This is a genomic window from Saccharothrix sabaoui, from assembly GCF_051756985.1.
Lineage (GTDB): Bacteria > Actinomycetota > Actinomycetes > Mycobacteriales > Pseudonocardiaceae > Actinosynnema.
Map to the genome: position 1 here is coordinate 47,677 of NZ_JBPKJK010000035.1, position 18,924 is coordinate 66,600.

Genomic DNA, 18,924 nt, shown 5'->3' on the forward strand with positions numbered 1-18,924 from the left:
TTCATGGTCAGCGCCCCAGGGTGTCCATGACCTGCGCCGGGTAGCGGGTGCCGGCCACGGCGTCCGCGGGCACGGCCGACTCGACGCGCGCCAGCTGGGGGCCGGTGAGCCGGATCGACGCGGCGGCGGCGTTCTCCTCCAGGTACCGCACCCGCTTGGTGCCCGGGATCGGCACGGCGCCCCGGTGGTGCACCCACGCCAGGGCGATCTGCGCGGGCGTCACGCCGTGCTCGCGCGCCACCTCCCGCAGCGACTCCACCAGCGCCAGGTTGCGGGCGAAGTTCGCGTCGTCGGCGAACCTCGGCTGGTGGGTGAGCCGCACGTCGCCGGGCGCGAAGTCGTCCTTCGACGTGTACCGGCCGGTGAGGAAGCCCCGGCCCAGCGGCGAGTACGCCACCACGCCGACGCCCAGCTCGCGGCACGCGGGCACGACCTCGTCCTCGATGTCGCGCGACCACAGCGACCACTCGCTCTGGACCGCGGCGATCGGGTGCACGGCGTGCGCCCGGCGCAGCGTCGCCGCGCCCACCTCGGACAGCCCGAGGTGCCGCACCTTGCCCTCGGCGACCAGCTCGGCCATCGCGCCCACGGTCTCCTCCACCGGCACGCCGGGGTCCAACCGGTGCTGGTAGTAGAGGTCGACGTGGTCGACGCCGAGCCGGCGCAGCGACGCCTCGGCCGCCTGCCGCACGTACGCGGGGTCGCCGCGCACGCCCCAGTCGGCGCCCGGCTCGCGGACCACCGCGAACTTGGTGGCCAGCACGACCTCGTCCCGGCGGCCCCGGATCGCCCGGCCGACCAGCTCCTCGTTCGTGAACGGCCCGTACATGTCGGCCGTGTCGAGGAACGTGACGCCCAGGTCGAGCGCGCGGCGGATGGTGGCGGTCGACTCGACGTCGTCGCCGGGCCCGTAGAACTCGCTCATCCCCATGCAGCCCAGCCCCTGCGCGCTCACCTCCAGCGCACCCAGACGGCGGTTCTCCATGGCGCTCCCCCTCCGGAGTCCGGCAACGGTCCGGTTCCCACTGTGCTCGGCCCGGTCCGGGGCGGCCAACCACCCCGGACCGACTCCGTGCACTAGCGGTTGGAGAGCTTGAGCATCTCGGGCGTGTACCGCTCGCCGACGACGGCCGACGTGGCGGCCTCGACCACCCGCAGCTCCTCCGGCGTCAGCACCAGGTCGGCGGCGGCGACGTTCTCCTCCAGGTACTCCACCCGCTTGGTGCCGGGGATCGGCACGACGTCGGGCCCCTGGTGGTGCACCCAGGCCAGGGCGAGCTGACCGGCGGTGACGCCGCGTTCGGCGGCCAGCTCCTGGAGGGCCCGCACGATCGCGGTGTTGCGGGCGAAGTTCTCGCCGGCGAACCGGGGCAGGCCGCGGCGCACGTCGTCCTCGTCGAGGTCGTCGACGGACGTCACGCGGCCGGTCAGGAAACCCCGCCCGAGCGGGGAGAACGGCACCAGGCCGATGCCCAGCTCTCGGCACGTCGGCACGACCTCCGCCTCGACGTCGCGCGACCACAGCGACCACTCGCTCTGGAGCGCGGCGATCGGGTGCACGGCGTGGGCGCGGCGGATCGTGGCCGCGGACGCCTCGGACAGCCCGAGGTGCCGGACCTTGCCCTCGGCGACCAGTTCGGCCATCGCGCCCACGGTCTCCTCCACCGGCACGGTCGGGTCGACGCGGTGCTGGTAGTACAGGTCGACGTGGTCGACGCCGAGCCGGCGCAGCGACGCCTCGGCCGCCTGCCGCACGTACGGCGCGTCGCCGCGCGGGCGGCGCCCGGGGTCGGCGAGGGAGAACTTGGTGGCGAGGACGACGCGGTCGCGGCGGTCCGCGATCGCCCGCCCCACCAGCTCCTCGTTGGCGCCCGCGCCGTAGACGTCGGCGGTGTCGAGGAGCACGACGCCGAGGTCGAGGGCGCGGTGGACCGTGGCGATCGACCCGCGCTCGTCACCCGCGCCGTACGACTGGCTCATGCCCATGCAGCCCAGGCCCTGCCGGCCCGCTTCCAGCCCGCCCAGCAGCGTCACGCCGTGATCCCTTCCACGAAGGTGTGCTCGATCTGCTCGTAGTGCGTGATCTTGTAGTCCAGCACGTCCAGGCAGGACTGCAGCTCGGCGATGCGCGCGCGCACCGAGGCGCGGTGCTCGTGGAGCATCTGCTTGCGCCGGCCCGCGGTCAGCCCACCACCGTGCCTGAGCTGCGCGTACTCCCGCATCATGCGGATCGGCATGCCGGTCGTGCGCAGCCTGGTGAGGAAGTGGAGCCAGCCCAGGTCGTCGTCGCTGTAGGTCCGCCGGCCGCCCGCGTCCCGCGCGGGCGGGTCCACCAGGCCGATGCGTTCGTAGTAGCGCAGCGTGTCGATCGACAACCCGCTGCGCTGCGCCGCCTGAGCGATCGAGTAAGTCACGCAGACGACCGTAGGAGCTGGAGTGCACTCCAGGTCAACCCGTTTCGGCCACCGGACGCCCCCGGTGGGGGCCGGACGCCGGCTCAGCCCTCCTTCGCCAGGCCCCACGCCTCCAGGTGGGCGGCCATGCCGGCCACGTCGATCTGCTCCCTGCCGAGCGCGCGGACGAGGTCGAGCGCCTCGTCCTCCTCGGCGTCCACCACCCAGCCGTTGATGTCGCACAGCGTCACGGCCGCGACCCACCCGAGGCGCCAGTTGCCCTCGGCCAGTGGACGCGTGCGGACGATCGAGTCGAGCAGCGCGGCGGCTTTCAGCCAGAGCGTGTCGTACGCCTCGACCCCCAGCACTGATGCCCTGGGGCGGTGGGCTGCGGAGTCGAGGAGACCTAAGTCGCGCACGACCAGGTCCCCGCCGGTGACGGCGGTCGCCAGCACGAGCAAGTCGCCGGCGTCGAGGTAGTTGACCACTGCTTGACGCGCTCCCTGTCCTGCGGGGCGGGGACTCCGGTGCGGCCAGGCCGCCGCCGGCATTCCGGCGCCACCACCCACCCCCTCAGGTCCGTATCGCCTCGCCGTCCGGACGACGTCGAGGATGGTGTCGGCCGCGCTGTGCGCCGGAGCGCGACCAGGACGCGGCCCGATCTTCAACGGCGCACCATACCGGTGCGCTCGACGGCGTCGTGGGCGTTCGCACGGGTGCGCACGCAGGCGGAGCGGTTGACAGTGGTTGAACTGCACGGATTCACCGTATCGAACATGTGTTCGAACGGCGAGGGGAATCCGGACCGTCACTCGAACGTGCGGGATCGACTACCGAGCGCTGCGGGAAGCCGAAAAAGCGGACGGGTCAGGCGGAGCCGAGCCGGTCGAGCAGCCCGCGGTACTTGGGGAGCACGCGCCCGAGCACCTCGGACAGCTGCTCCTCCTTCTGCAGCCTGGCCCAGCGCTCGGCCAGCGCCAACCGGACCACCTCTTGCTTGGAACGCCCCTCGGCCGCGGCGAGCTCGTCGAGCCGCCGGTTCTCCTCGTCACTCAGACGCAGGGTCATCGCCATGGGGAAGGACGGTACCAACTTGGTACCACAATGGCCAGACTAATTTGGTAACAGTGTTTTGATATATACTGCGCGGGTGCCGCGGCCCAAGACGCACGACGACGCTCTCCGCGCCCGCCTGCTGGTCCGGGCAGGTGAACTGCTGTCCGCCGAGGGCCCGGGCGCATTGAGCTTGCGCAGGCTGGCGGCCGATGTCAACACCTCCACCACCGCGGTCTACTCGCTGTTCGGCGGGAAGCCCGCGCTGCTCAACGCCCTCTACGAGGAGGCGTTCCGCCGTTTCGGTGAACGGCTCGCGGAGGTGCCGCGGACGGACGACCCGGTCGAGGACCTCGTGCAGCTGGGCCTCGCCTACCGGCGCAGCGCGTTGGCCGACCCGCAGTTCTACCTGGTGATGTACGCCAAGGTCGTGCCGGGCTTCGAGCCGTCCGCCGAGGTGTTCGAGGCGTCCTGCGCGGCCTTCGAACCGCTGCTGGCGCACGTGACGCGCGCCCTGGAGGCGGGGCTGTTCGCGCCGAACCCGAGCGCGCGGCTCGCCGTGGGCGTGTGGGGCACGGTGCACGGCCTGCTGACCCTGGAGCTGAACGGCAACGTGCCGCCCGAGCTGGGCCTCGACGCGATCTACGAGGGCGCGCTGCGCGCCCTGACCGACGGCTGGCGCGCCCGCCGCTGACGAAGAAGGTGGGGCCCGGGGGGCGGCCGCCGCGAAACCCCCCGGACCCCGTGAACTGCCCTTCTCAGGACAGTCCGCTGGTGAGCGCCTTGATCAGCTCGCCGTCGGCGGTGTCGCCGTCGAGCGACCAGATCATCGCGCCGCCGAGCCGCCGGTCCGCCACGTAGCGGCCCTTGCGCCTCATCTCGGTCGGGTCGTCCCAGGTCCAGAACGTGGTGCCGTCGAACAGCCAGGCGTGCCCGGCCTTCGCGTCGCGGTGCACGGTGAACCGGGGCAGCTGCGCCTTGAGGACGCGGTAGTCCTCGTAGCCCGCCTCGTACGTCGCCGGCGCGGGGCCGGTCGCGTTCTGGAACAGGCCGTTGTCCGCGTTGGTCACGCCGGTCCAGCCGCGGCTGTAGAAGGGCACGCCCAGGACGACCTTGTTCTTCGGCGCGCCGTTCTCCAGGTAGTGGTCGACCGCGACCTGCGAGCTGAACGGCAGCGGCGCGGGGTCGCCGGCGGGGGTGCGGATCGACGACTGCTGGTTCGTCCGCGGGTCCCAGGCGCCGTGGTAGTCGTAGCCCTGGACCGTGCCGAAGGTCAGCAGGCCGAAGACCCGTGCGACCTCGAAGCCCCGGTCGACCTGCCGCGGGTCGGCGGGCAGGAACGCGGTGAGGTCGTAGGACCTGCCGGTCCGCCAGGTCAGCTTGCCGAGCTGCTTGCGGTACTCGACGAGCAGCGCGGTGAAGTTCCGCTTGTCCTCGGGGCGCACGACGTTGCCGGGCGCGGCCTCGCTGGCCGGCCACTCCCAGTCGAGGTCGATGCCGTCGAACACGCCCGCCGCCGCGCCGGGCGCGAGGCCGGGCAGGTTGCCCTTGAGCCACATGTCGAGGCACGAGGCCACGTGGGCGGCGCGCGACTCGGGCGTGAGGGCGGCGTTGGAGAAGTACTTGGAGCCGGTCCAGCCGCCGAGGGAGATGTTGATCCGCAGCTTCGGGTGCTTCGCCTTGAGCTGCTTGAGCTGGTTGAGGTTGCCGGACAGCGCCTGGCCCGCCTCGTCCGCCTCGCCGCTGACGGACTGCTCGGCGGTGAACGGCCACTGGTAGTCGGCCCACGGGTCGGAGCTGACGCACGCGCCGCTCTCGTCGAGGAACCCGAACGCGTAGTTCAGGTGCGTCAGGCGCGGCGCGGTGCCGTTGGTGACGAGGTTCTTGACCAGGAAGTTCCGGTCGTAACCGCTCCACTGGGTGTAGTACCCGACGGTGCGGGTCTTCGTCCCGCCGGCGTGGTGGCCGCCGTGGCGGTCCTCGTCGTGGGCGGCGGCCTGCGGCGCCAGTGAGGCGACCAACGCGGTGGCCAGGAGGGCGGGGAGCACCCATCTCCTGCTCGACATGCTTCTCCTCGCGGGGCGGCGGCAGCATTCCGGTTGTGGTCTGGACCACGGTAGTGATGAGGTCTAGACCATTGCTACGGCCGAACGGCCGAATCCGGCAACACCGCCCGCCGTCGCCGGAGGTCGTGCCCACCGGGTTCGCCACGGCCTTTGCAAACTTTTGCATGTGCGGACACCCGACCGACCGCGCTAGCGTCGGTATTCAAATTTGAACACCGAGCCACTGGGGGAACACGTGACGATCCTGGTCACCGGGGCGACCGGCACCGTCGGCCGCGCCGTCGTCGAGCAGCTGCTGGCGGCGGGTGCGGCGGTGCGGGCGCTCACCCGCGACCCGGCGCGGGCCGGGCTGCCCGCCGGCGCGGAGGTCGTGGCGGGCGACCTGACCCGGCCCGCCGACCTGCCGCTGGAGGGCGTGACGGCCGCCTACCTGATCGCCGTCGTCGAGTCCGACGAGGCGCCCGCGCACGCCGAGGCGTTCCTGCGCGCCGCCCCCGACCTGCGGCGGGTGGCGTTCCTGTCCAGCAGCGCGGTCACCGCGCGACGGCCCGGCAGCTACGAGCTGCACCACGACGTGGAGCAGGTGGTCGAGGCGTCCGGGGTGGCGTGGACGCACGTGCGGCCGGGCGAGTTCATGGCGAACAAGCTGGTCTGGGCGCGCGGCATCCGGGAGGACGACGTGGTGCGCGCGCCGTTCCCGGACTCGGTGGGCGCGCCGGTGCACGAGGCCGACGTGGCCGAGGTCGTCGTGCACGCCCTGCTGTGCGACGGGCACGCGGGGCGGGCGTACACGCTCAGCGGCCCCGAGGCGTTGACGCACCGGCAGCAGGCGGAGGCGTTCGCGCGCGGCCTGGGCCGGCCGATCCGCTACGAGCGCCTCACGTACGGCCAGGCGCGGGCCGCCCTGATCCGCGACGAGGGCCTGCCCTACGACGTGGCCGAGTACCTGCTCGGCTACATGGCCCAGCACGCCGAGGAGCCGGCCGACGTGACCCCCGACCACGCGACCGTCACCGGCCGCCCGGGCCGGACCCTGGCCCAGTGGGCCGCCGACCACGCCACCACCCTCACCCCCGCCTGACCCGCGAGAGTCCAACACCCAGGCCCCGAGAGTCCAACACCCAGGTCGCGAGAGTCCAACGCCCAGGACCACCGAGTTCTACGTTCGGGACTCCCCGGTGAGCGCTCGCGCCGTCCTGGATGTAGAACTCAGGGGTCCTGAGCGTTGGACTCTCGGGGCTTGAGCGTTGGACTCTCGGGGTTAGACGGCGCCGTACTGGCGGTCGCCGGCGTCGCCGAGGCCCGGGACGATGAAGCCCGAGTCGTTCAGGCGCTCGTCGACGCTGGCGGTCACCAGGCGCACCGGCAGGTCGGAGTCGGCCAGGTGCTTGATGCCCTCGGGCGCGGCCAGGGCGCAGATAGCGGTCACGTCCGTCGCGCCCCGGTCGGTCAGCAGGCGGATCGTGTAGGCCATCGACCCGCCGGTGGCCAGCATCGGGTCCAGCACGAACACCGGTCGGCCGGCCAGGCTCTCCGGCAGCGACTCCATGTACGGCGTGGGCTGGAGCGTCTCCTCGTCGCGCGCCAGGCCGACGAACCCCATCTGCGCGTCGGGGATCAGCTTGTGCGCCTGGTCGGCCATGCCGAGGCCGGCCCGGAGGACGGGCACCAGCAGCGGCGGGTTCTCCAGCCGGTAACCGGTGGTCCGGGCGACCGGCGTGTGCACCCGCTCCTCGGCCACCGGCGCGTGCCGCGTGGCCTCGTAGACCAGCATCACGGTCAGCTCGTGCAGCGCGGCGCGGAACGCCGCGTTGTCGGTGCGGGCGTCGCGCATGGTGGTCAGCCGCGCCCGGGCCAGGGGGTGATCGACGACGAGGACGTCCATGGTCGAACAGTATGTGGCACCGTCCGGCGTCCGCTGACCGGACATCCGGCGGCTCGGGGTTGACGAGGTGCTCCCGGGGGTAGCGTCCTGACCATGACCGACCACGTGCGGATCGGGATCTTGGGTGCGGCGCGGATCGCGCCGGCGGCAGTGGTTCGACCGGCCCGGACCTCGGGGGTGGTCGAGGTGGCGGCGGTGGCGGCGCGGGACGTCGGGCGGGCCCGGCGGTTCGCCGACCGGCACCTGGTGGCCAAGGTGCACGACAGCTACGAGGCGCTGCTGGACGACCCCAACATCGACGCGGTCTATGTCCCGCTGCCCAACGCGCTGCACGGGAGGTGGACGCTGCGGGCGTTGGCGGCCGGGAAGCACGTGCTGTGCGAGAAGCCGTTCGCCGCCAACGCCGAGGAGGCCGCCGAGGTGGCCGAGGTGGCGAACGCGAGCGGGCTGGTGGTGATGGAGGCGTTCCACTACCGCTACCACCCGCTGGCCGCGCGGATGGCCGAGGTGGTCGGGGAGCTGGGGCCGCTGCGGCACGTCGACGCGCGGCTCGCGTTCCCGCTGCCGAGGTTCGGCGACATCCGGTACTCGCTGGAGCTGGCGGGCGGCGCGCTGATGGACGCCGGCTGCTACCCGGTGAACCTGGTGCGGCTGCTGGGCGGCGGCGAACCCGAGGTGCGCTCGGCGCGGGCGCTGCTCAAGGGCGAGGGCGTGGACCGGGCGATGCGGGCCGAGCTGCTGTTCCCCGCCGGGCACACGGGCACGGTGGTGGCGTCGATGTGGTCCCGCTCGGTGCTCAAGCTGTCGGCGAGGGTCATCGGGGAGAACGGCGAGATGCGGGTGCTCAACCCGTTCATGCCGCAGGCGGGCCACCGGCTCACCGTGAAGCTGGCGGGGCAGCGCCGGGTGGAGCGCTTCGACCGCCGCACGTCCTACGCCTACCAGTTGGACGCGTTCGCCGGCGCGGTCCTGCGCGGCGAACCGTTCCCCACGACGGCGGACGACGCGGTTTCCACCATGCGGGTGATAGACGCGATCTACTCGGCCGCCGGTCTCGCCGTTCGCAGACCCAGCAATTCCGCATAATTCGTGTTCACCACCGGGTGGAATACAGATCCATTCGAGCGAACGAGCTATTCCTCCTTTCCCCGGCGCGGCTAGCGTGCGATTCACGGCCAATCGTCCGGGGAGGGACATGAGCGGCTTCGAGGTGGACGTCGAAGGGCTGCGCGCGGCTGCCGCGTCGGCGGCGTCGGCGGGGGAACGGGCGCGGCGGGTCGGGCTGGGCGAGGCGGTCGGGCAGGTGCCGGCCGGCCTGCCCGGTTCGCGGTCGGCCGACCGGGCCGAGCGGTTGGCGAGGGCGTGGGACGACCGCGTGGCGACCTGGTCGCGGGACGTGGGCGCGTTCTCCGCGAACCTGTCGGCGTCGGCGGACCGGTACGCGGCCGACGACGCCGCGTCCGCGCGCGACTTCTCCGGCGGGCTGGTCGGATGGCCCTGACCTACGGGGACGTCCGCCGGTGGGACGCGGACGGGCTGGAGGGCGCCGCGCAGGCGGTCCGGGGCCGCAAGGACCTGCTCATCGGCCTGGAGGACGAGCTGGTCGGCTCGTTCGGCCCGCTGTTCTGGCACGGCGACGGGGCCACCGCGGCCCGCGGCGCGCTCGCCGCCATCAGGGACCGCGCCGAGCACGTCGTCGCCGAGGCCGGGTCGGTGCAGCGCGCGCTCCAGGAGGCGTCGGACGCGGTCACCGCGCTGCGCCACCTCGTCGAGGAGGCCGAGTCGGTCGCCCGCGCCCACGGCTTCGGCATCGCGGCCGACGGGTCGGTGCGCGACGAGGCGCCCGGGACGCAGCCCGCCGACGAGCGCACCCGCCTGGCCGCCGAGCTGGCGGACCGCGTGGAACGCGTGCTGGTCGCGGCGCGGGCGGCGGACGACTCGCTGGCCGCGGCCCTGGCCAAGGCCGAGGCGGCGCAGGTGTCCGACGGCGGTGCGGCGAGCCTCGCCGAGGCCGACCCGACCGCGCGCACCGAGGACGGGCGCTACCGGGTCGGACCGCCCGACCGGCCCGACATCCGGTTCGACGACGATTTCGCGCACGGCTCGGCGGAATCGAACTGGCGGGACCAGGTGTCCAAGGCCGAGTGGTTGGCGAAATTGCGCGGGGCGCAGGCGCTGGGCATGATGCCGGACGCCACCGGGATGTACGAGCACTATTGGAAGAACAGCGGTGAACCGCGCGGGTTCGACTACGACAAGGCCGTCCGGGAGGACTCGGGAATCCGCGCGGGCCTCGACGGCGAGATCACCCGGGCCGCGCGGGCGGCGGAGGAGCTGGTGCGGGCGGGGCACACCGAGTTCCCCCTGACCGGGCAGCCGTCGGCCGCCGACTCGTACCCGAAGACGGAGAACTGGCAGAAGGCCGTCGGCGCGTACCAGGTGTGGAGCCACGGGAACGTGCGCGTGGACGGGAACCGGGTGACGATGACGGTCACCGTGGAGGCCGAGGACCGCTACAACTTCAACCGCGGCCAGGCCGACATCGCGACCGGTGCGGGTGACGACGAGAACGGCAGGTTCACCGAGGTGGGGTGGGCGAAGCCGTTCGACACGCACGGCCAGGCGACCAGGACGGTCACCTGGGAGCTCGGCAACCCGCCGCAGGGCGCGCCCGACGTCGTCGCGCCCCGCGTCGACGAGGGCACGCGCGGCGCGGAGCGCGACCGGGGCCCGACCCCGGACAACCCGAGGGAGCGGCGCTAGTGGACGGCGTGCCGGCGGAGCGCCGGGTGACGGCGCCCCCGCCTGCGGGGGTCGTACCGGGGGGACCCCGGCCAGGGGGGTCTCGACCTGCGGGGCCCCGGCCTGCGGGGGCTCAGCCAGCGGGACCCCGGCCCGCAGGGGCTCGACCGGCGCGCCCCCGACCGGCGGGGCCCCGGCCGTGGGTGCTCGCGCTGGCCGCGGTGGCGGCGGTGCTGGTGGTGCTGGTGGTGGGTGCGGTCGGTTACCGGGTGCTGGTGGTGGAGGAGGACGAGCCGATGGCGAGCACCGGTGCGGCGGTGAAGTCGGGGACGGGTGAGCTGCGGACCGACCTCGACCCGCTGCTGTCGCGGTTCCCCGCGCTGGGGACGCCGGGGGGAGCGCGGTGGATGTCGGGCACGTACGGTCGCGCCGACGTGCCGGGTCCGTCGACGTACTGGATCGACGCGGTGGTGGCGCTGCCGGCCGACCGGGTGGCCGGCCTGGTGGCCGCCCACCACCCGACCGAGCAGGGCCTGCGACCGTCGGTCGCGGACGGGCTGCGCGACGGGCTCCCGCCCGGCCCGTTCCTCACCGGCGAGGCTCTGACCAGGGCCTTCTCCGGCGGTCGGTGGTCGGCGACGGCGTACCTGGACGTGCGGTCGGGGACGCTCGTGCTCACCGCCACCGGCACGTGACGGCCACGCCCGGCGTCCGGTTCGGGCATGATCCCGCGTTCCGTCGTCAAACGCACGACGTGCTCCTAGACTCACCCGGGTGAGCGACGAGCTTGTCCCCGACCCCCGTCAGATGCGCGCCTCGGACGCCGACCGCGAGCAGGTGGCCCGGGTGCTCCAGCAGGCGCACGGCGAGGGTCGCCTCGACCTGCACGAGCTGGACGAGCGGTTGGCGGCGGTGTACGCGTCGAGGACCTACGGCGAGCTGGTGCCGCTGACCGCCGACCTCGGCGTGGCCCCGCCCACCGTGCTGCCGGCGCCGCTCCAGCACACCCCGCCGTCCTCGCGGGTCGGCGGCACGCCCGGCTCGGCGACGTCGTTCGCGTTCTGGTCCGGCGTCGACCGCCGCGGCGAGTGGGTCGTGCCCGTCACGCACAACGCCGTGGCGGTCATGGGCGGGGTCCAGCTGGACCTCACCAAGGCCCGCTTCGCGCAGCAGGAGACGACGATCAACGCCTACGCGCTGATGGGCGGCATCGAGATCATCGTGCCGCCGGAGGTGACCGTGCGGGTGGACGGCGTCGGCTTCATGGGCGCCTTCGAGGACTCGACCCACAAGGGTGAACCGACCGTGCCCGGTGGTCCGGTGGTGCGCGTCACCGGCTTCGCGATGATGGGCGCGGTCGAGGTGCGCCGCCCCAAGAAGAAGAAGCTCAAGGGCGCGAAGCGGGACGAGATCGAGGGCTGAGCGGACCTCCGCACCCCCGCTGACCAGCCCTTACCCGCTCACTTAGGACGGCCGTCCCAGTCCGCTTAGACTCGGCTGCATGGCTGCTCCATCGACACAGGCGTCGCTGCCCCCGGCGCTCGCCGACGCCGTCCGGGACGACGCGTCGCTGCGCCGGTTCCTGCACGGGCTGCCCGGGGTGGACCAGGTCGGCGTCGAACAGCGCGCGGCCGGTCTCGGGACGCGCAGCATCAAGAAGGCCGCGAAGCTGTGGGCGATCGACACGGCGATCTCCATGGTCGACCTGACCACGCTGGAGGGCGCGGACACGCACGGCAAGGTGCGCTCGCTCGCGGCCAAGGCGCGCAGGCCCGACCCGGACCGGCCGGAGGTGCCGAGGGTCGCCGCCGTGTGCGTGTACCCCGACATGGTCGCGACCGCGGTGGAGGAGCTGGCGGGCACGGGCGTCAACGTGGCCAGCGTGGCCACCGCGTTCCCGTCGGGCCGCTCGTCGCTGAAGGTGAAGCTGGAGGACACCGCGTACGCGGTGGACGCGGGCGCCACCGAGATCGACATGGTGATCGACCGGGGCGCGTTCCTGTCCGGCCGCTACGGCCAGGTGTTCGACGAGATCGCGCAGGTCAAGCGCGCGTGCGGCGACGCGCACCTCAAGGTCATCCTGGAGACCGGCGAGCTGGCGACCTACGACAACGTGCGCCGCGCCTCGTGGATCGGGCTGCTCGCGGGCGGCGACTTCATCAAGACCTCCACCGGCAAGGTGTCGCCCGCCGCGACGCTGCCGGTGACGCACGTGATGCTCCAGGCGGTGCGCGACTGGCACACCCAGACCGGCGAGCTGCGGGGCGTGAAGCCCGCGGGCGGCATCCGCAGCACCAAGGACGCGATCAAGTACCTGGTGGCGGTGCACGAGGTCGCGGGCCCCGAGTGGCTGACCCCGGACCTGTTCCGGTTCGGCGCCTCCACGCTGCTCAACGACCTGCTGATGCAGCGGCGCACCCAGTTGGACGGCCACTACAGCGGCCCCGATTACGTGACGGTGGACTGAGACATGTGGGAATACGCGCCCGCGCCCGAGTCGCGGGACATCGCGAACCTCAAGCCGACCTACCGGATGTTCGTCGACGGCGAGTTCGTCGAGGGCGGTGGCGAGCCGCTCAAGACGATCAACCCGGGCACCGAGGAGGTGCTCGCCGAGGTCTCCACGGCCACCGCCGCGGACGTCGACGGGGCCGTGAAGGCCGCCCGCCGCGCCTACGACCGGGTGTGGGGGAGGATGCCGGGCTCCGAGCGGGCCAAGTACATCTTCCGCATCGCCCGGCTGGTCCAGGAGCGCGCTCGCGAGCTGGCCGTGCTGGAGTCGCTGGACAACGGCAAGCCGATCAAGGAGTCGCGGGACGTGGACGTGCCCACGGCCGCCGCGCACTTCTTCTACCACGCGGGCTGGGCGGACAAGCTCGGCTACGCGGGGTACGGCCCGGACCCGCGCCCGCTGGGCGTGGCCGGCCAGGTCATCCCGTGGAACTTCCCGCTGCTGATGGCGGCGTGGAAGATCGCGCCCGCCCTGGCCTGCGGCAACACCGTGGTGCTCAAGCCCGCCGAGACGACGCCGCTGAGCGCGCTGGTGCTGGCCGAGATCATCCAGCAGGCCGACCTGCCGCCCGGCGTGGTCAACATCCTGCCCGGCGCGGGTGACGTCGGCGCGGCCGTCGTGAACCACCCGGACGTGGACAAGGTGGCGTTCACCGGGTCGACGGACGTCGGCAAGACCATCCAGCGGCAGCTCGCGGGCACCAACCGCAAGCTCACCCTGGAGCTGGGCGGCAAGGCGGCGAACATCGTGTTCGACGACGCCCCCATCGACCAGGCCGTCGAGGGCATCGTCAACGGCATCTTCTTCAACCAGGGCCACGTGTGCTGCGCGGGCTCGCGGCTGCTGGTGCAGGAGTCGGTGGCCGAGGAGCTGCTGGAGAAGCTGCGCGTGCGCGTGTCCACGCTGCGCGTCGGCGACCCGCTGGACAAGAACACCGACGTCGGCGCGATCAACTCGCGCGAGCAGCTGACCCGCATCCGGGAGCTGGCCGACACCGGCGAGGCCGAGGGCGCGGAGCGCTGGACGTCCGCGTGCCCGTTGCCGGAGAAGGGCTTCTACTTCGCGCCGACCGTGTTCTCCAACGTGTCGCAGGCCATGCGGATCGCCCGCGAGGAGATCTTCGGGCCGGTGCTGTCGGTGCTGACGTTCCGCACGCCCGACGAGGCGGTGGCCAAGGCCAACAACACGCCGTACGGGCTGTCCGCGGGCATCTGGACCGAGAAGGGGTCGCGCATCCTGTGGGCGGCGCAGAAGATGCGCGCCGGCGTGGTGTGGGCCAACACGTTCAACCGCTTCGACCCGACCGCCCCGTTCGGCGGCTACCAGGAGTCGGGCTTCGGCCGCGAGGGCGGTCGCACCGGGCTGGAGGCGTACCTCGATGTCTGACCGCATCGCCGTGGCGAAGACGTACAAGCTCTACGTCGGGGGCGCGTTCCCCCGTTCGGAGTCCGGGCGCTCCTACCCGGTCGTGGACGCCGGGGGCGCGTTCCTGGCCAACGCCGCTCAGGGGTCCCGCAAGGACGCCCGGGACGCGGTGGGCGCGGCGCGCAAGGCGTTCCCCGGCTGGTCGGGCGCGACGGCGTACAACCGCGGCCAGGTGCTGTACCGGGTGGCCGAGGTGCTGGAGGGCCGCCGCGAGCAGTTCACCGCCGAGGTGGCGGCGTCCGAGGGCGTCGCGGTGGAGGAAGCGCGGTCGCTGGTGGACGCGGCCGTCGACCGCTGGGTCTGGTACGCCGGGTGGACCGACAAGGTCGCCACCGTGCTGGGCGCGGCGAACCCGGTGGCCGGGCCGTACTTCTCGTTCTCCGTGCCGGAGCCGACGGGCGTGGTGGCCGTGCTGGCGCCGCAGGGGTCGTCGCTGCTGGGCCTGGTCAGCGTGATCGCGCCGGTCATCGCGACCGGCAACACGGCGGTGGTCGTGTCGTCGCAGGACCGGCCGCTGCCCGCGATCACGCTGTCCGAGGTGCTGGCCACCTCCGACGTGCCGGGCGGGGTGGTGAACGTGCTGACCGGGCGGACCGCGGAGATCGCGCCGTGGCTGGCGTCGCACGCGGACGTGAACGCCCTCGACCTGACCGGTGCGCCGGAGTCGGACCGGGCCGACCTGGAGCGGTCGGCGGCGGGCACGGTGAAGCGCGTCCTGCGCCACCGGCCGGCCGAGGACTTCACCCGCGAGCCGGACCTGGGCCGGCTGCGGGCGTTCCTGGAGACGAAGACGGTCTGGCACCCGACCGGGGTGTGAGTCGGTTCCGGGGAGGCGCTTCCGGGGAGGCGCTTCCGGCGGGTGGCCGGTCGGGGTGCGGGTCGCTTTCAGCGGCGGCAGCCGACCGCGCTGTAGGCCAGCAGGCCGGTGACGCCCAGCACGACCGCGGTCAACGTGGCCGCGGTCGTGCCGGCGGGTTGCACGTGCCAGGTCAGGACCCGTTCGGCCCACCTCTCGCCGGGCGGGACGACGAGCGTGGCCCCCGCCCAGGCCGTCGGCGGCACCCACGCGGCGCGCGCGCCGAACAGCACCGCGCCCAGCGCCGCCAGCCCGCCGAACCCGGCCACGTCGCGCAGCACGACCGCGTCCGGGGCGGTCGGGTCGGCGACCGACCCGACCGCCGACAGCAGGTCGACCGCCAGGCCGACCGCCAGCAGCAGGCCGACCACGACCGCCGCCCCGAGCAGCAGGTGCGCGGCCCGGCGCGGCGGCCAGCGGAACGCGGCGGTCCGGTCGAGGTCGACGTCGTGGCCGCCGAACCCGGCCGCCAGCGCGGACACCCCCACGGCCGCCCCGAAGGCGGTGAGCTGCGGCGAGCCGCCGGGCCGGTCGAGCCCGCCGAGCAGCACCGCGCCGACCGCGCCCACCGCGGCGACCGCGAGCGACGCGGGCACCTCCCTCGACCGGGCGTGCAGCACCAGCCACCGGGCCGCGGTCACGACGTGCCGCCGGTCAGCGTCCGCAGGGCGTCGCCGGAGCAGGCCGCGAGGACCTCGCGGGTCGCCTGCACGCGGGCCGCCTGGTCCGCCTCGGGCAGGGCGCGCAGCGCGTCCCACGCCGTGCGGCTCAGGGCGTCGATCTCCTCGCCGAGCCACTGCCGGTACAGGGGCAGGGGCTCCAACTCCCCGGTGAGCCACGACGTCAGCACCGTCCTGGCGGCCACCTCGCGGGACACCTCGTCGGGGACTCGCTCCCCGTAGCACGTGCGCGTGCCCGCCCCGGCGACGAGGAACCTCGTCACCTGCTCCGGCGTCACCGGCGTGACCGAGCGGAAGTAGGTGAACTCGTCCAGGTCCACCGGCACCACGTCGGTCGGCTCGGGACCGCGCCGGTCGAGCCGCCCCGCGGTCCCCACGACCTCCCGCACGGCGGTCGGCGGCGACGGCAGCGCGGCCAGCAGCCGCAACGCCTCCCGCACCGGCGGCTCCAGGGCCGCGCGCTCGTTCTCGTGCGCCCGGGTCAGGCACAGCTGCCCCTCGCAGACGACCTCGGCCGCCCGCCGGTCGGCCACCACGGCCTCCGCCGGGCTGCCCGGCAGCAGCGGCACGGCGACCGCGCCCGCCACGACCAGCGGCAGCAGCCCGAGCCACCACCGCCGCAGCGCGAACAGCAGCGCGCCGGTCACGGCCACGCCGGTGAACCACACCGCCTGGCCGGCGGACACGAGCGGGGCCGTGCGCTCGAACACGCTCTCGGGCATCGGGACGGCCGGCCGCAGCAGGGTCAGGCGGAAGGTCTCCCCCACCGGCCCCTGGCCGAACACCATCAGCGCCAGCCCGACCCCGGCCAGCACGGGCGGCGTCAGCGCCGACGGCAGGACCCGCCCCACGCCCAGGCCGAGCCACGCGGAACCGACCAGCGCGAGCACGCCGACCAGCGCGACCGGCAGCCACGCCCAGTGGAAGTGGTCGGTGGCCCGCACGACCCGCGTCGCGCCGACGACGAGGACGAGCAGGTAGGCGGCGCCCAGGGCGACGGCGAACGCGCCGAGCGTCCGGCCGACCCGCTGGGCGCGCGGTCGCGGCGTCGTGGCGAACAGCTCGTCGACGCCCGAGCGCCGGTCGCGCATCCCCTGGAGCGCGCCCGCGCCCAGCACCAGCGGCACGGCGAAGACCAGCATGAACCGGCTCCACTCGACCATCGACGACCACTGCCGGGTCCACGCGGTGCTGTTCTTCGTCGACGGCCCCCAGTTCAGCATGAGCAGCACGACCAGCGCGGTCAGGACCGCGACCACCACGGCCGCGGTGCGCCGCAGTTCGATGCCGAGGATCTTCACCAGGCACGCCCCAGCAGCGCCGAGTAGCCGCGCTCGATGGGGCTGTCGCCGACGTCGTCGGGCCCGCCGGCGGCGGCCAGCCCGGCGGGCGTGCCCTGGAACACGAGCTTGCCCGCGGCGACCAGCACGACGTCGTCGCACGCCGCCGCCACGTCCTCCACCAGGTGCGTGGACACGACCACGCACGCGTCCGCGCCCAGCTCGCCCAGCAGCTCGCGGAACCGCACCCGCTGGCCCGGGTCGAGCCCGGCGGTCGGCTCGTCCAGCAGCAGCACCTCGGGGTCGTTGACGATGGCCTGCGCGATGCCGGCCCGCCGCACCATGCCGCCGGACAGGGTCTTGAGCTTGTCGTCGGCGCGGTCGGCGAGCCCGACCCGTTCGACGGCCCGCTGCACGGCGCCCGGCACGTCGCGCTCGGGCACCTCCTTGAGCCAGGCCACGTACTCGACGAACTCGCGCACCGTGAACCTCTTGTAGTAGCCGAAGTCCTGGGGCAGGTAGCCCAGGCGGCGGCGCAGCGCGCGCAGGTCCGCCGTCCCGGACGTGGCCGAGCCGAGCACCTCCAGCGTGCCGCCGGAGGGCTTCAGCACGGTCGCCAGCGACCGGATCAACGTCGTCTTGCCCGCGCCGTTCGGCCCGAGCAGGCCGTGCACCCCGCGGCCGAGCCGCAGGTCGAGCCCGTCGACCGCGACCCTCCTGCCCGCGCGGACGCGCAACCCCTCCGCCCGGACCTGCCAGGCGTACCCCGTCGGCGCGACCTCCGCCGCTCCCACTGCACGCACCGCTTCCTCCTCCGTCACAGCCGCGCGTAGGACGCGGACCTGAAGAACACGGCGGCGGCGCCCCCCGTCAGCGCCGCCGCCCACAGGGGCGCCGCGCCCGGCGCGAGCACGCCGGGCACGTCGCCGAGCACCACCGCCGGGCCGATCACCAGCGCCACCCACAGGGCGGCGGCGGTGATCGCGGCCCGGCGCACGCCGAGCACGCTGCCGAGGGCGAGCGCCACCGAGGTGACGCCCAGGGACGGCAGCAGCCAGTACGCCGGGGACGCCCCGGTCAGCCAGCCGCCCACCAGCAGCGGCGGCAGCACCACGAGCAGCACGGCGAACGTCCGCCGCAGGACCAGTTCGAGACCGGCGCGCGGCGTGGACAGGACGAGTTCGCGGGCCGGGTCCAGGGAGCCGGTCCAGGCGCCGGCCACGCCCAGGACGGGCACGATCGGCGCGATCAGCAGCACCGCGGACACCGCCGCACCGGTGGGCGTGACGGCGTCCAGGAACAGCGTCCCGAGCAGCACGAGCGCCGTCGTCGCCAGCCAGGGCAGGAACGCGGGCGCCACGCGGCGGGCGAACCGGCGCCGGGGCGCGGGGTCGCCGGGCAGGTCGAGGTCCGCCCACACGGCCGCGGTCAGGGCGGTGACCCGGGGTGGAGCCGCGTCGGCCAGCCGCAGCCGGCACAGCGCGCAGGTCTCCAGGTGCGCTTCGACGGCCCACAGCACGTCGGCGGGCAGGTCGTCGCCCGCGGCGTAGCGGGCGACCAGGTCGGCCGACGCGTGCTCGCCTTCGGCTGCGTGCTCGCTCATGACAGTGCCTCCCGCATCGCGATGCGCGCCCGCCGAGCGCGGGTCTTCACGGTGCCCTCGGGCACCCCGAGCAGGACGGCGGTCTCGCGCACGGTCAGCCCGTCGAGCACCATCGCCTGGAGGACCTGGCGGAGTTCGGGGGCGAGGTCGCGCAGCGCGCCGCCCACCTCGTCGCCCAGCGCGCCGGCCAGGACCTCGTCCTCGGCGGCGGGCACGGCCCGCGCGACGGGCGGCACCCGGTCCTCCCGGGCGCGCCGGCGGAACGCGTCGACCAGGCGGCGGGCCGCGATCGTCCACAGCCAGCCGACGGCCGTGCCGTCCACCGCCGCGCCCGCGAACGAGCCCGCCGCCCGCCACACCGCCAGGTACGTCTCCTGCATCACCTCGGCGACGACCTGCTCGTCCGAGCACCGGCGGCGCAGGCGCACG

The 18,924-nt window shown here is 74.0% G+C and carries 22 protein-coding genes; 10 read left to right on the forward strand and 12 right to left on the reverse strand.

All coding sequences use genetic code 11. From position 1 onward, the window contains the following. Window positions 1-7: 7 nt before the first annotated feature. The 5 genes from ACR807_RS13830 to ACR807_RS13850 all read right to left on the reverse strand — a co-directional run bounded on the left by ACR807_RS13830 (window position 8) and on the right by ACR807_RS13850 (window position 3,461). Window positions 8-985, reverse strand: a complete 978-nt coding sequence (locus tag ACR807_RS13830) for an aldo/keto reductase (protein ID WP_438921686.1) — start codon at window positions 983-985, stop codon at window positions 8-10. Between the two features lie 92 nt (window positions 986-1,077). Then, the gene (locus ACR807_RS13835) at window positions 1,078-1,986 is read right to left on the reverse strand and encodes an aldo/keto reductase (RefSeq protein WP_438921709.1); all 909 of its coding nucleotides are present in this window, start codon (window positions 1,984-1,986) and stop codon (window positions 1,078-1,080) included. Window positions 1,987-2,030: 44 nt separating this feature from the next. Then, the gene (locus ACR807_RS13840; RefSeq protein ID WP_438921687.1) at window positions 2,031-2,414 is read right to left on the reverse strand and encodes a MerR family transcriptional regulator; all 384 of its coding nucleotides are present in this window, start codon (window positions 2,412-2,414) and stop codon (window positions 2,031-2,033) included. Window positions 2,415-2,497: 83 nt separating this feature from the next. After that, the gene (locus ACR807_RS13845; protein ID WP_438921688.1) at window positions 2,498-2,881 is read right to left on the reverse strand and encodes a type II toxin-antitoxin system death-on-curing family toxin; all 384 of its coding nucleotides are present in this window, start codon (window positions 2,879-2,881) and stop codon (window positions 2,498-2,500) included. A 379-nt stretch (window positions 2,882-3,260) separates the two neighbouring features. Then, complete coding sequence (locus ACR807_RS13850) at window positions 3,261-3,461, reverse strand: type II toxin-antitoxin system VapB family antitoxin (RefSeq protein WP_233824133.1); 201 nt, start codon at window positions 3,459-3,461, stop codon at window positions 3,261-3,263. A gap of 82 nt (window positions 3,462-3,543) precedes the next feature. On the opposite strand from ACR807_RS13850, the gene ACR807_RS13855 reads away from it, so the two are divergent. Continuing rightward, window positions 3,544-4,140, forward strand: coding sequence for a TetR/AcrR family transcriptional regulator (locus tag ACR807_RS13855; protein ID WP_438921689.1), 597 nt, complete (start codon window positions 3,544-3,546; stop codon window positions 4,138-4,140). A gap of 64 nt (window positions 4,141-4,204) precedes the next feature. On the opposite strand, the gene ACR807_RS13860 is transcribed toward ACR807_RS13855, so the two are convergent. After that, window positions 4,205-5,512 (reverse strand): glycoside hydrolase family 18 protein, encoded by a 1,308-nt coding sequence (locus ACR807_RS13860; protein WP_438921690.1) that lies wholly within the window; start codon window positions 5,510-5,512, stop codon window positions 4,205-4,207. A gap of 235 nt (window positions 5,513-5,747) precedes the next feature. Between ACR807_RS13860 and ACR807_RS13865 the strand changes: the two genes are divergently transcribed. Further along, the gene (locus tag ACR807_RS13865) at window positions 5,748-6,593 is read left to right on the forward strand and encodes an NmrA family NAD(P)-binding protein (RefSeq protein WP_438921691.1); all 846 of its coding nucleotides are present in this window, start codon (window positions 5,748-5,750) and stop codon (window positions 6,591-6,593) included. A 180-nt stretch (window positions 6,594-6,773) separates the two neighbouring features. On the opposite strand, the gene upp is transcribed toward ACR807_RS13865, so the two are convergent. After that, window positions 6,774-7,397: a uracil phosphoribosyltransferase gene (gene upp, locus ACR807_RS13870; protein WP_438921692.1), complete on the reverse strand. Its 624-nt coding sequence runs from the start codon at window positions 7,395-7,397 to the stop codon at window positions 6,774-6,776. A 93-nt stretch (window positions 7,398-7,490) separates the two neighbouring features. On the opposite strand from upp, the gene ACR807_RS13875 reads away from it, so the two are divergent. The 8 genes from ACR807_RS13875 (at window position 7,491) to ACR807_RS13910 (ending at window position 14,893) form a co-directional block, all read left to right on the forward strand. Then, a complete protein-coding gene (locus tag ACR807_RS13875; RefSeq protein WP_438921693.1) occupies window positions 7,491-8,483 on the forward strand; it encodes a Gfo/Idh/MocA family protein in 993 nt (330 codons plus the stop codon). A 109-nt stretch (window positions 8,484-8,592) separates the two neighbouring features. After that, window positions 8,593-8,898 carry a hypothetical protein gene (locus tag ACR807_RS13880; RefSeq protein ID WP_438921694.1) on the forward strand — a complete coding sequence of 102 codons (306 nt, stop codon included), beginning with the start codon at window positions 8,593-8,595 and terminating at the stop codon, window positions 8,896-8,898. Next, a complete protein-coding gene (locus tag ACR807_RS13885) occupies window positions 8,889-10,160 on the forward strand; it encodes a hypothetical protein (RefSeq protein WP_438921695.1) in 1,272 nt (423 codons plus the stop codon). Before ACR807_RS13880 ends, ACR807_RS13885 begins: the two co-directional genes overlap by 10 nt. Before the next feature lie 182 nt (window positions 10,161-10,342). Further along, entirely contained in the window at window positions 10,343-10,834 is a 492-nt protein-coding gene (locus ACR807_RS13890; RefSeq protein WP_438921696.1) for a hypothetical protein, read from the forward strand. Window positions 10,835-10,913: 79 nt separating this feature from the next. Continuing rightward, on the forward strand, window positions 10,914-11,561 hold the full coding sequence (locus ACR807_RS13895; RefSeq protein ID WP_438921697.1) for a DUF1707 SHOCT-like domain-containing protein: 648 nt from the start codon (window positions 10,914-10,916) through the stop codon (window positions 11,559-11,561). Window positions 11,562-11,640: 79 nt separating this feature from the next. Further along, complete coding sequence (deoC, locus tag ACR807_RS13900) at window positions 11,641-12,606, forward strand: deoxyribose-phosphate aldolase (protein WP_438921698.1); 966 nt, start codon at window positions 11,641-11,643, stop codon at window positions 12,604-12,606. 3 nt (window positions 12,607-12,609) lie between these two features. After that, complete coding sequence (locus ACR807_RS13905) at window positions 12,610-14,037, forward strand: aldehyde dehydrogenase family protein (RefSeq protein ID WP_438921699.1); 1,428 nt, start codon at window positions 12,610-12,612, stop codon at window positions 14,035-14,037. Next, on the forward strand, window positions 14,030-14,893 hold the full coding sequence (locus ACR807_RS13910; protein ID WP_438921700.1) for an aldehyde dehydrogenase family protein: 864 nt from the start codon (window positions 14,030-14,032) through the stop codon (window positions 14,891-14,893). Before ACR807_RS13905 ends, ACR807_RS13910 begins: the two co-directional genes overlap by 8 nt. 68 nt (window positions 14,894-14,961) lie before the next feature. Here the strand turns inward: ACR807_RS13910 and ACR807_RS13915 are convergent, their stop codons facing one another. The 5 genes from ACR807_RS13915 to ACR807_RS13935 all read right to left on the reverse strand — a co-directional run. Beyond that, window positions 14,962-15,573: a hypothetical protein gene (locus ACR807_RS13915; RefSeq protein ID WP_438921701.1), complete on the reverse strand. Its 612-nt coding sequence runs from the start codon at window positions 15,571-15,573 to the stop codon at window positions 14,962-14,964. Further along, a complete protein-coding gene (locus ACR807_RS13920) occupies window positions 15,570-16,913 on the reverse strand; it encodes a hypothetical protein (RefSeq protein ID WP_438921702.1) in 1,344 nt (447 codons plus the stop codon). The genes ACR807_RS13915 and ACR807_RS13920 overlap by 4 nt, the downstream gene beginning before the upstream one ends. Beyond that, window positions 16,910-17,695: an ABC transporter ATP-binding protein gene (locus tag ACR807_RS13925; protein ID WP_438921703.1), complete on the reverse strand. Its 786-nt coding sequence runs from the start codon at window positions 17,693-17,695 to the stop codon at window positions 16,910-16,912. The genes ACR807_RS13920 and ACR807_RS13925 overlap by 4 nt, the downstream gene beginning before the upstream one ends. A 14-nt stretch (window positions 17,696-17,709) precedes the next feature. After that, the gene (locus ACR807_RS13930) at window positions 17,710-18,495 is read right to left on the reverse strand and encodes a cupin domain-containing protein (RefSeq protein WP_438921704.1); all 786 of its coding nucleotides are present in this window, start codon (window positions 18,493-18,495) and stop codon (window positions 17,710-17,712) included. Then, on the reverse strand, window positions 18,492-18,924 hold a 433-nt coding region (locus ACR807_RS13935; RefSeq protein WP_438921705.1), incomplete at its 5' end, for an RNA polymerase sigma factor. The genes ACR807_RS13930 and ACR807_RS13935, both read right to left, overlap by 4 nt.

Coding starts and splice junctions, on each gene's coding strand:
- ACR807_RS13830 (WP_438921686.1), bottom strand. CDS start 985: ATGGAGAACCGCCGTCTGGGTGCGCTGGAGGTGAGCGCGCAGGGGCTG.
- ACR807_RS13835 (WP_438921709.1), bottom strand. CDS start 1,986: ATGGGCATGAGCCAGTCGTACGGCGCGGGTGACGAGCGCGGGTCGATC.
- ACR807_RS13850 (WP_233824133.1), bottom strand. CDS start 3,461: ATGACCCTGCGTCTGAGTGACGAGGAGAACCGGCGGCTCGACGAGCTC.
- ACR807_RS13860 (WP_438921690.1), bottom strand. CDS start 5,512: ATGTCGAGCAGGAGATGGGTGCTCCCCGCCCTCCTGGCCACCGCGTTG.
- upp (WP_438921692.1), bottom strand. CDS start 7,397: ATGGACGTCCTCGTCGTCGATCACCCCCTGGCCCGGGCGCGGCTGACC.
- ACR807_RS13875 (WP_438921693.1), top strand. CDS start 7,491: ATGACCGACCACGTGCGGATCGGGATCTTGGGTGCGGCGCGGATCGCG.
- ACR807_RS13880 (WP_438921694.1), top strand. CDS start 8,593: ATGAGCGGCTTCGAGGTGGACGTCGAAGGGCTGCGCGCGGCTGCCGCG.
- ACR807_RS13885 (WP_438921695.1), top strand. CDS start 8,889: ATGGCCCTGACCTACGGGGACGTCCGCCGGTGGGACGCGGACGGGCTG.
- deoC (WP_438921698.1), top strand. CDS start 11,641: ATGGCTGCTCCATCGACACAGGCGTCGCTGCCCCCGGCGCTCGCCGAC.
- ACR807_RS13905 (WP_438921699.1), top strand. CDS start 12,610: ATGTGGGAATACGCGCCCGCGCCCGAGTCGCGGGACATCGCGAACCTC.
- ACR807_RS13910 (WP_438921700.1), top strand. CDS start 14,030: ATGTCTGACCGCATCGCCGTGGCGAAGACGTACAAGCTCTACGTCGGG.
- ACR807_RS13930 (WP_438921704.1), bottom strand. CDS start 18,495: ATGAGCGAGCACGCAGCCGAAGGCGAGCACGCGTCGGCCGACCTGGTC.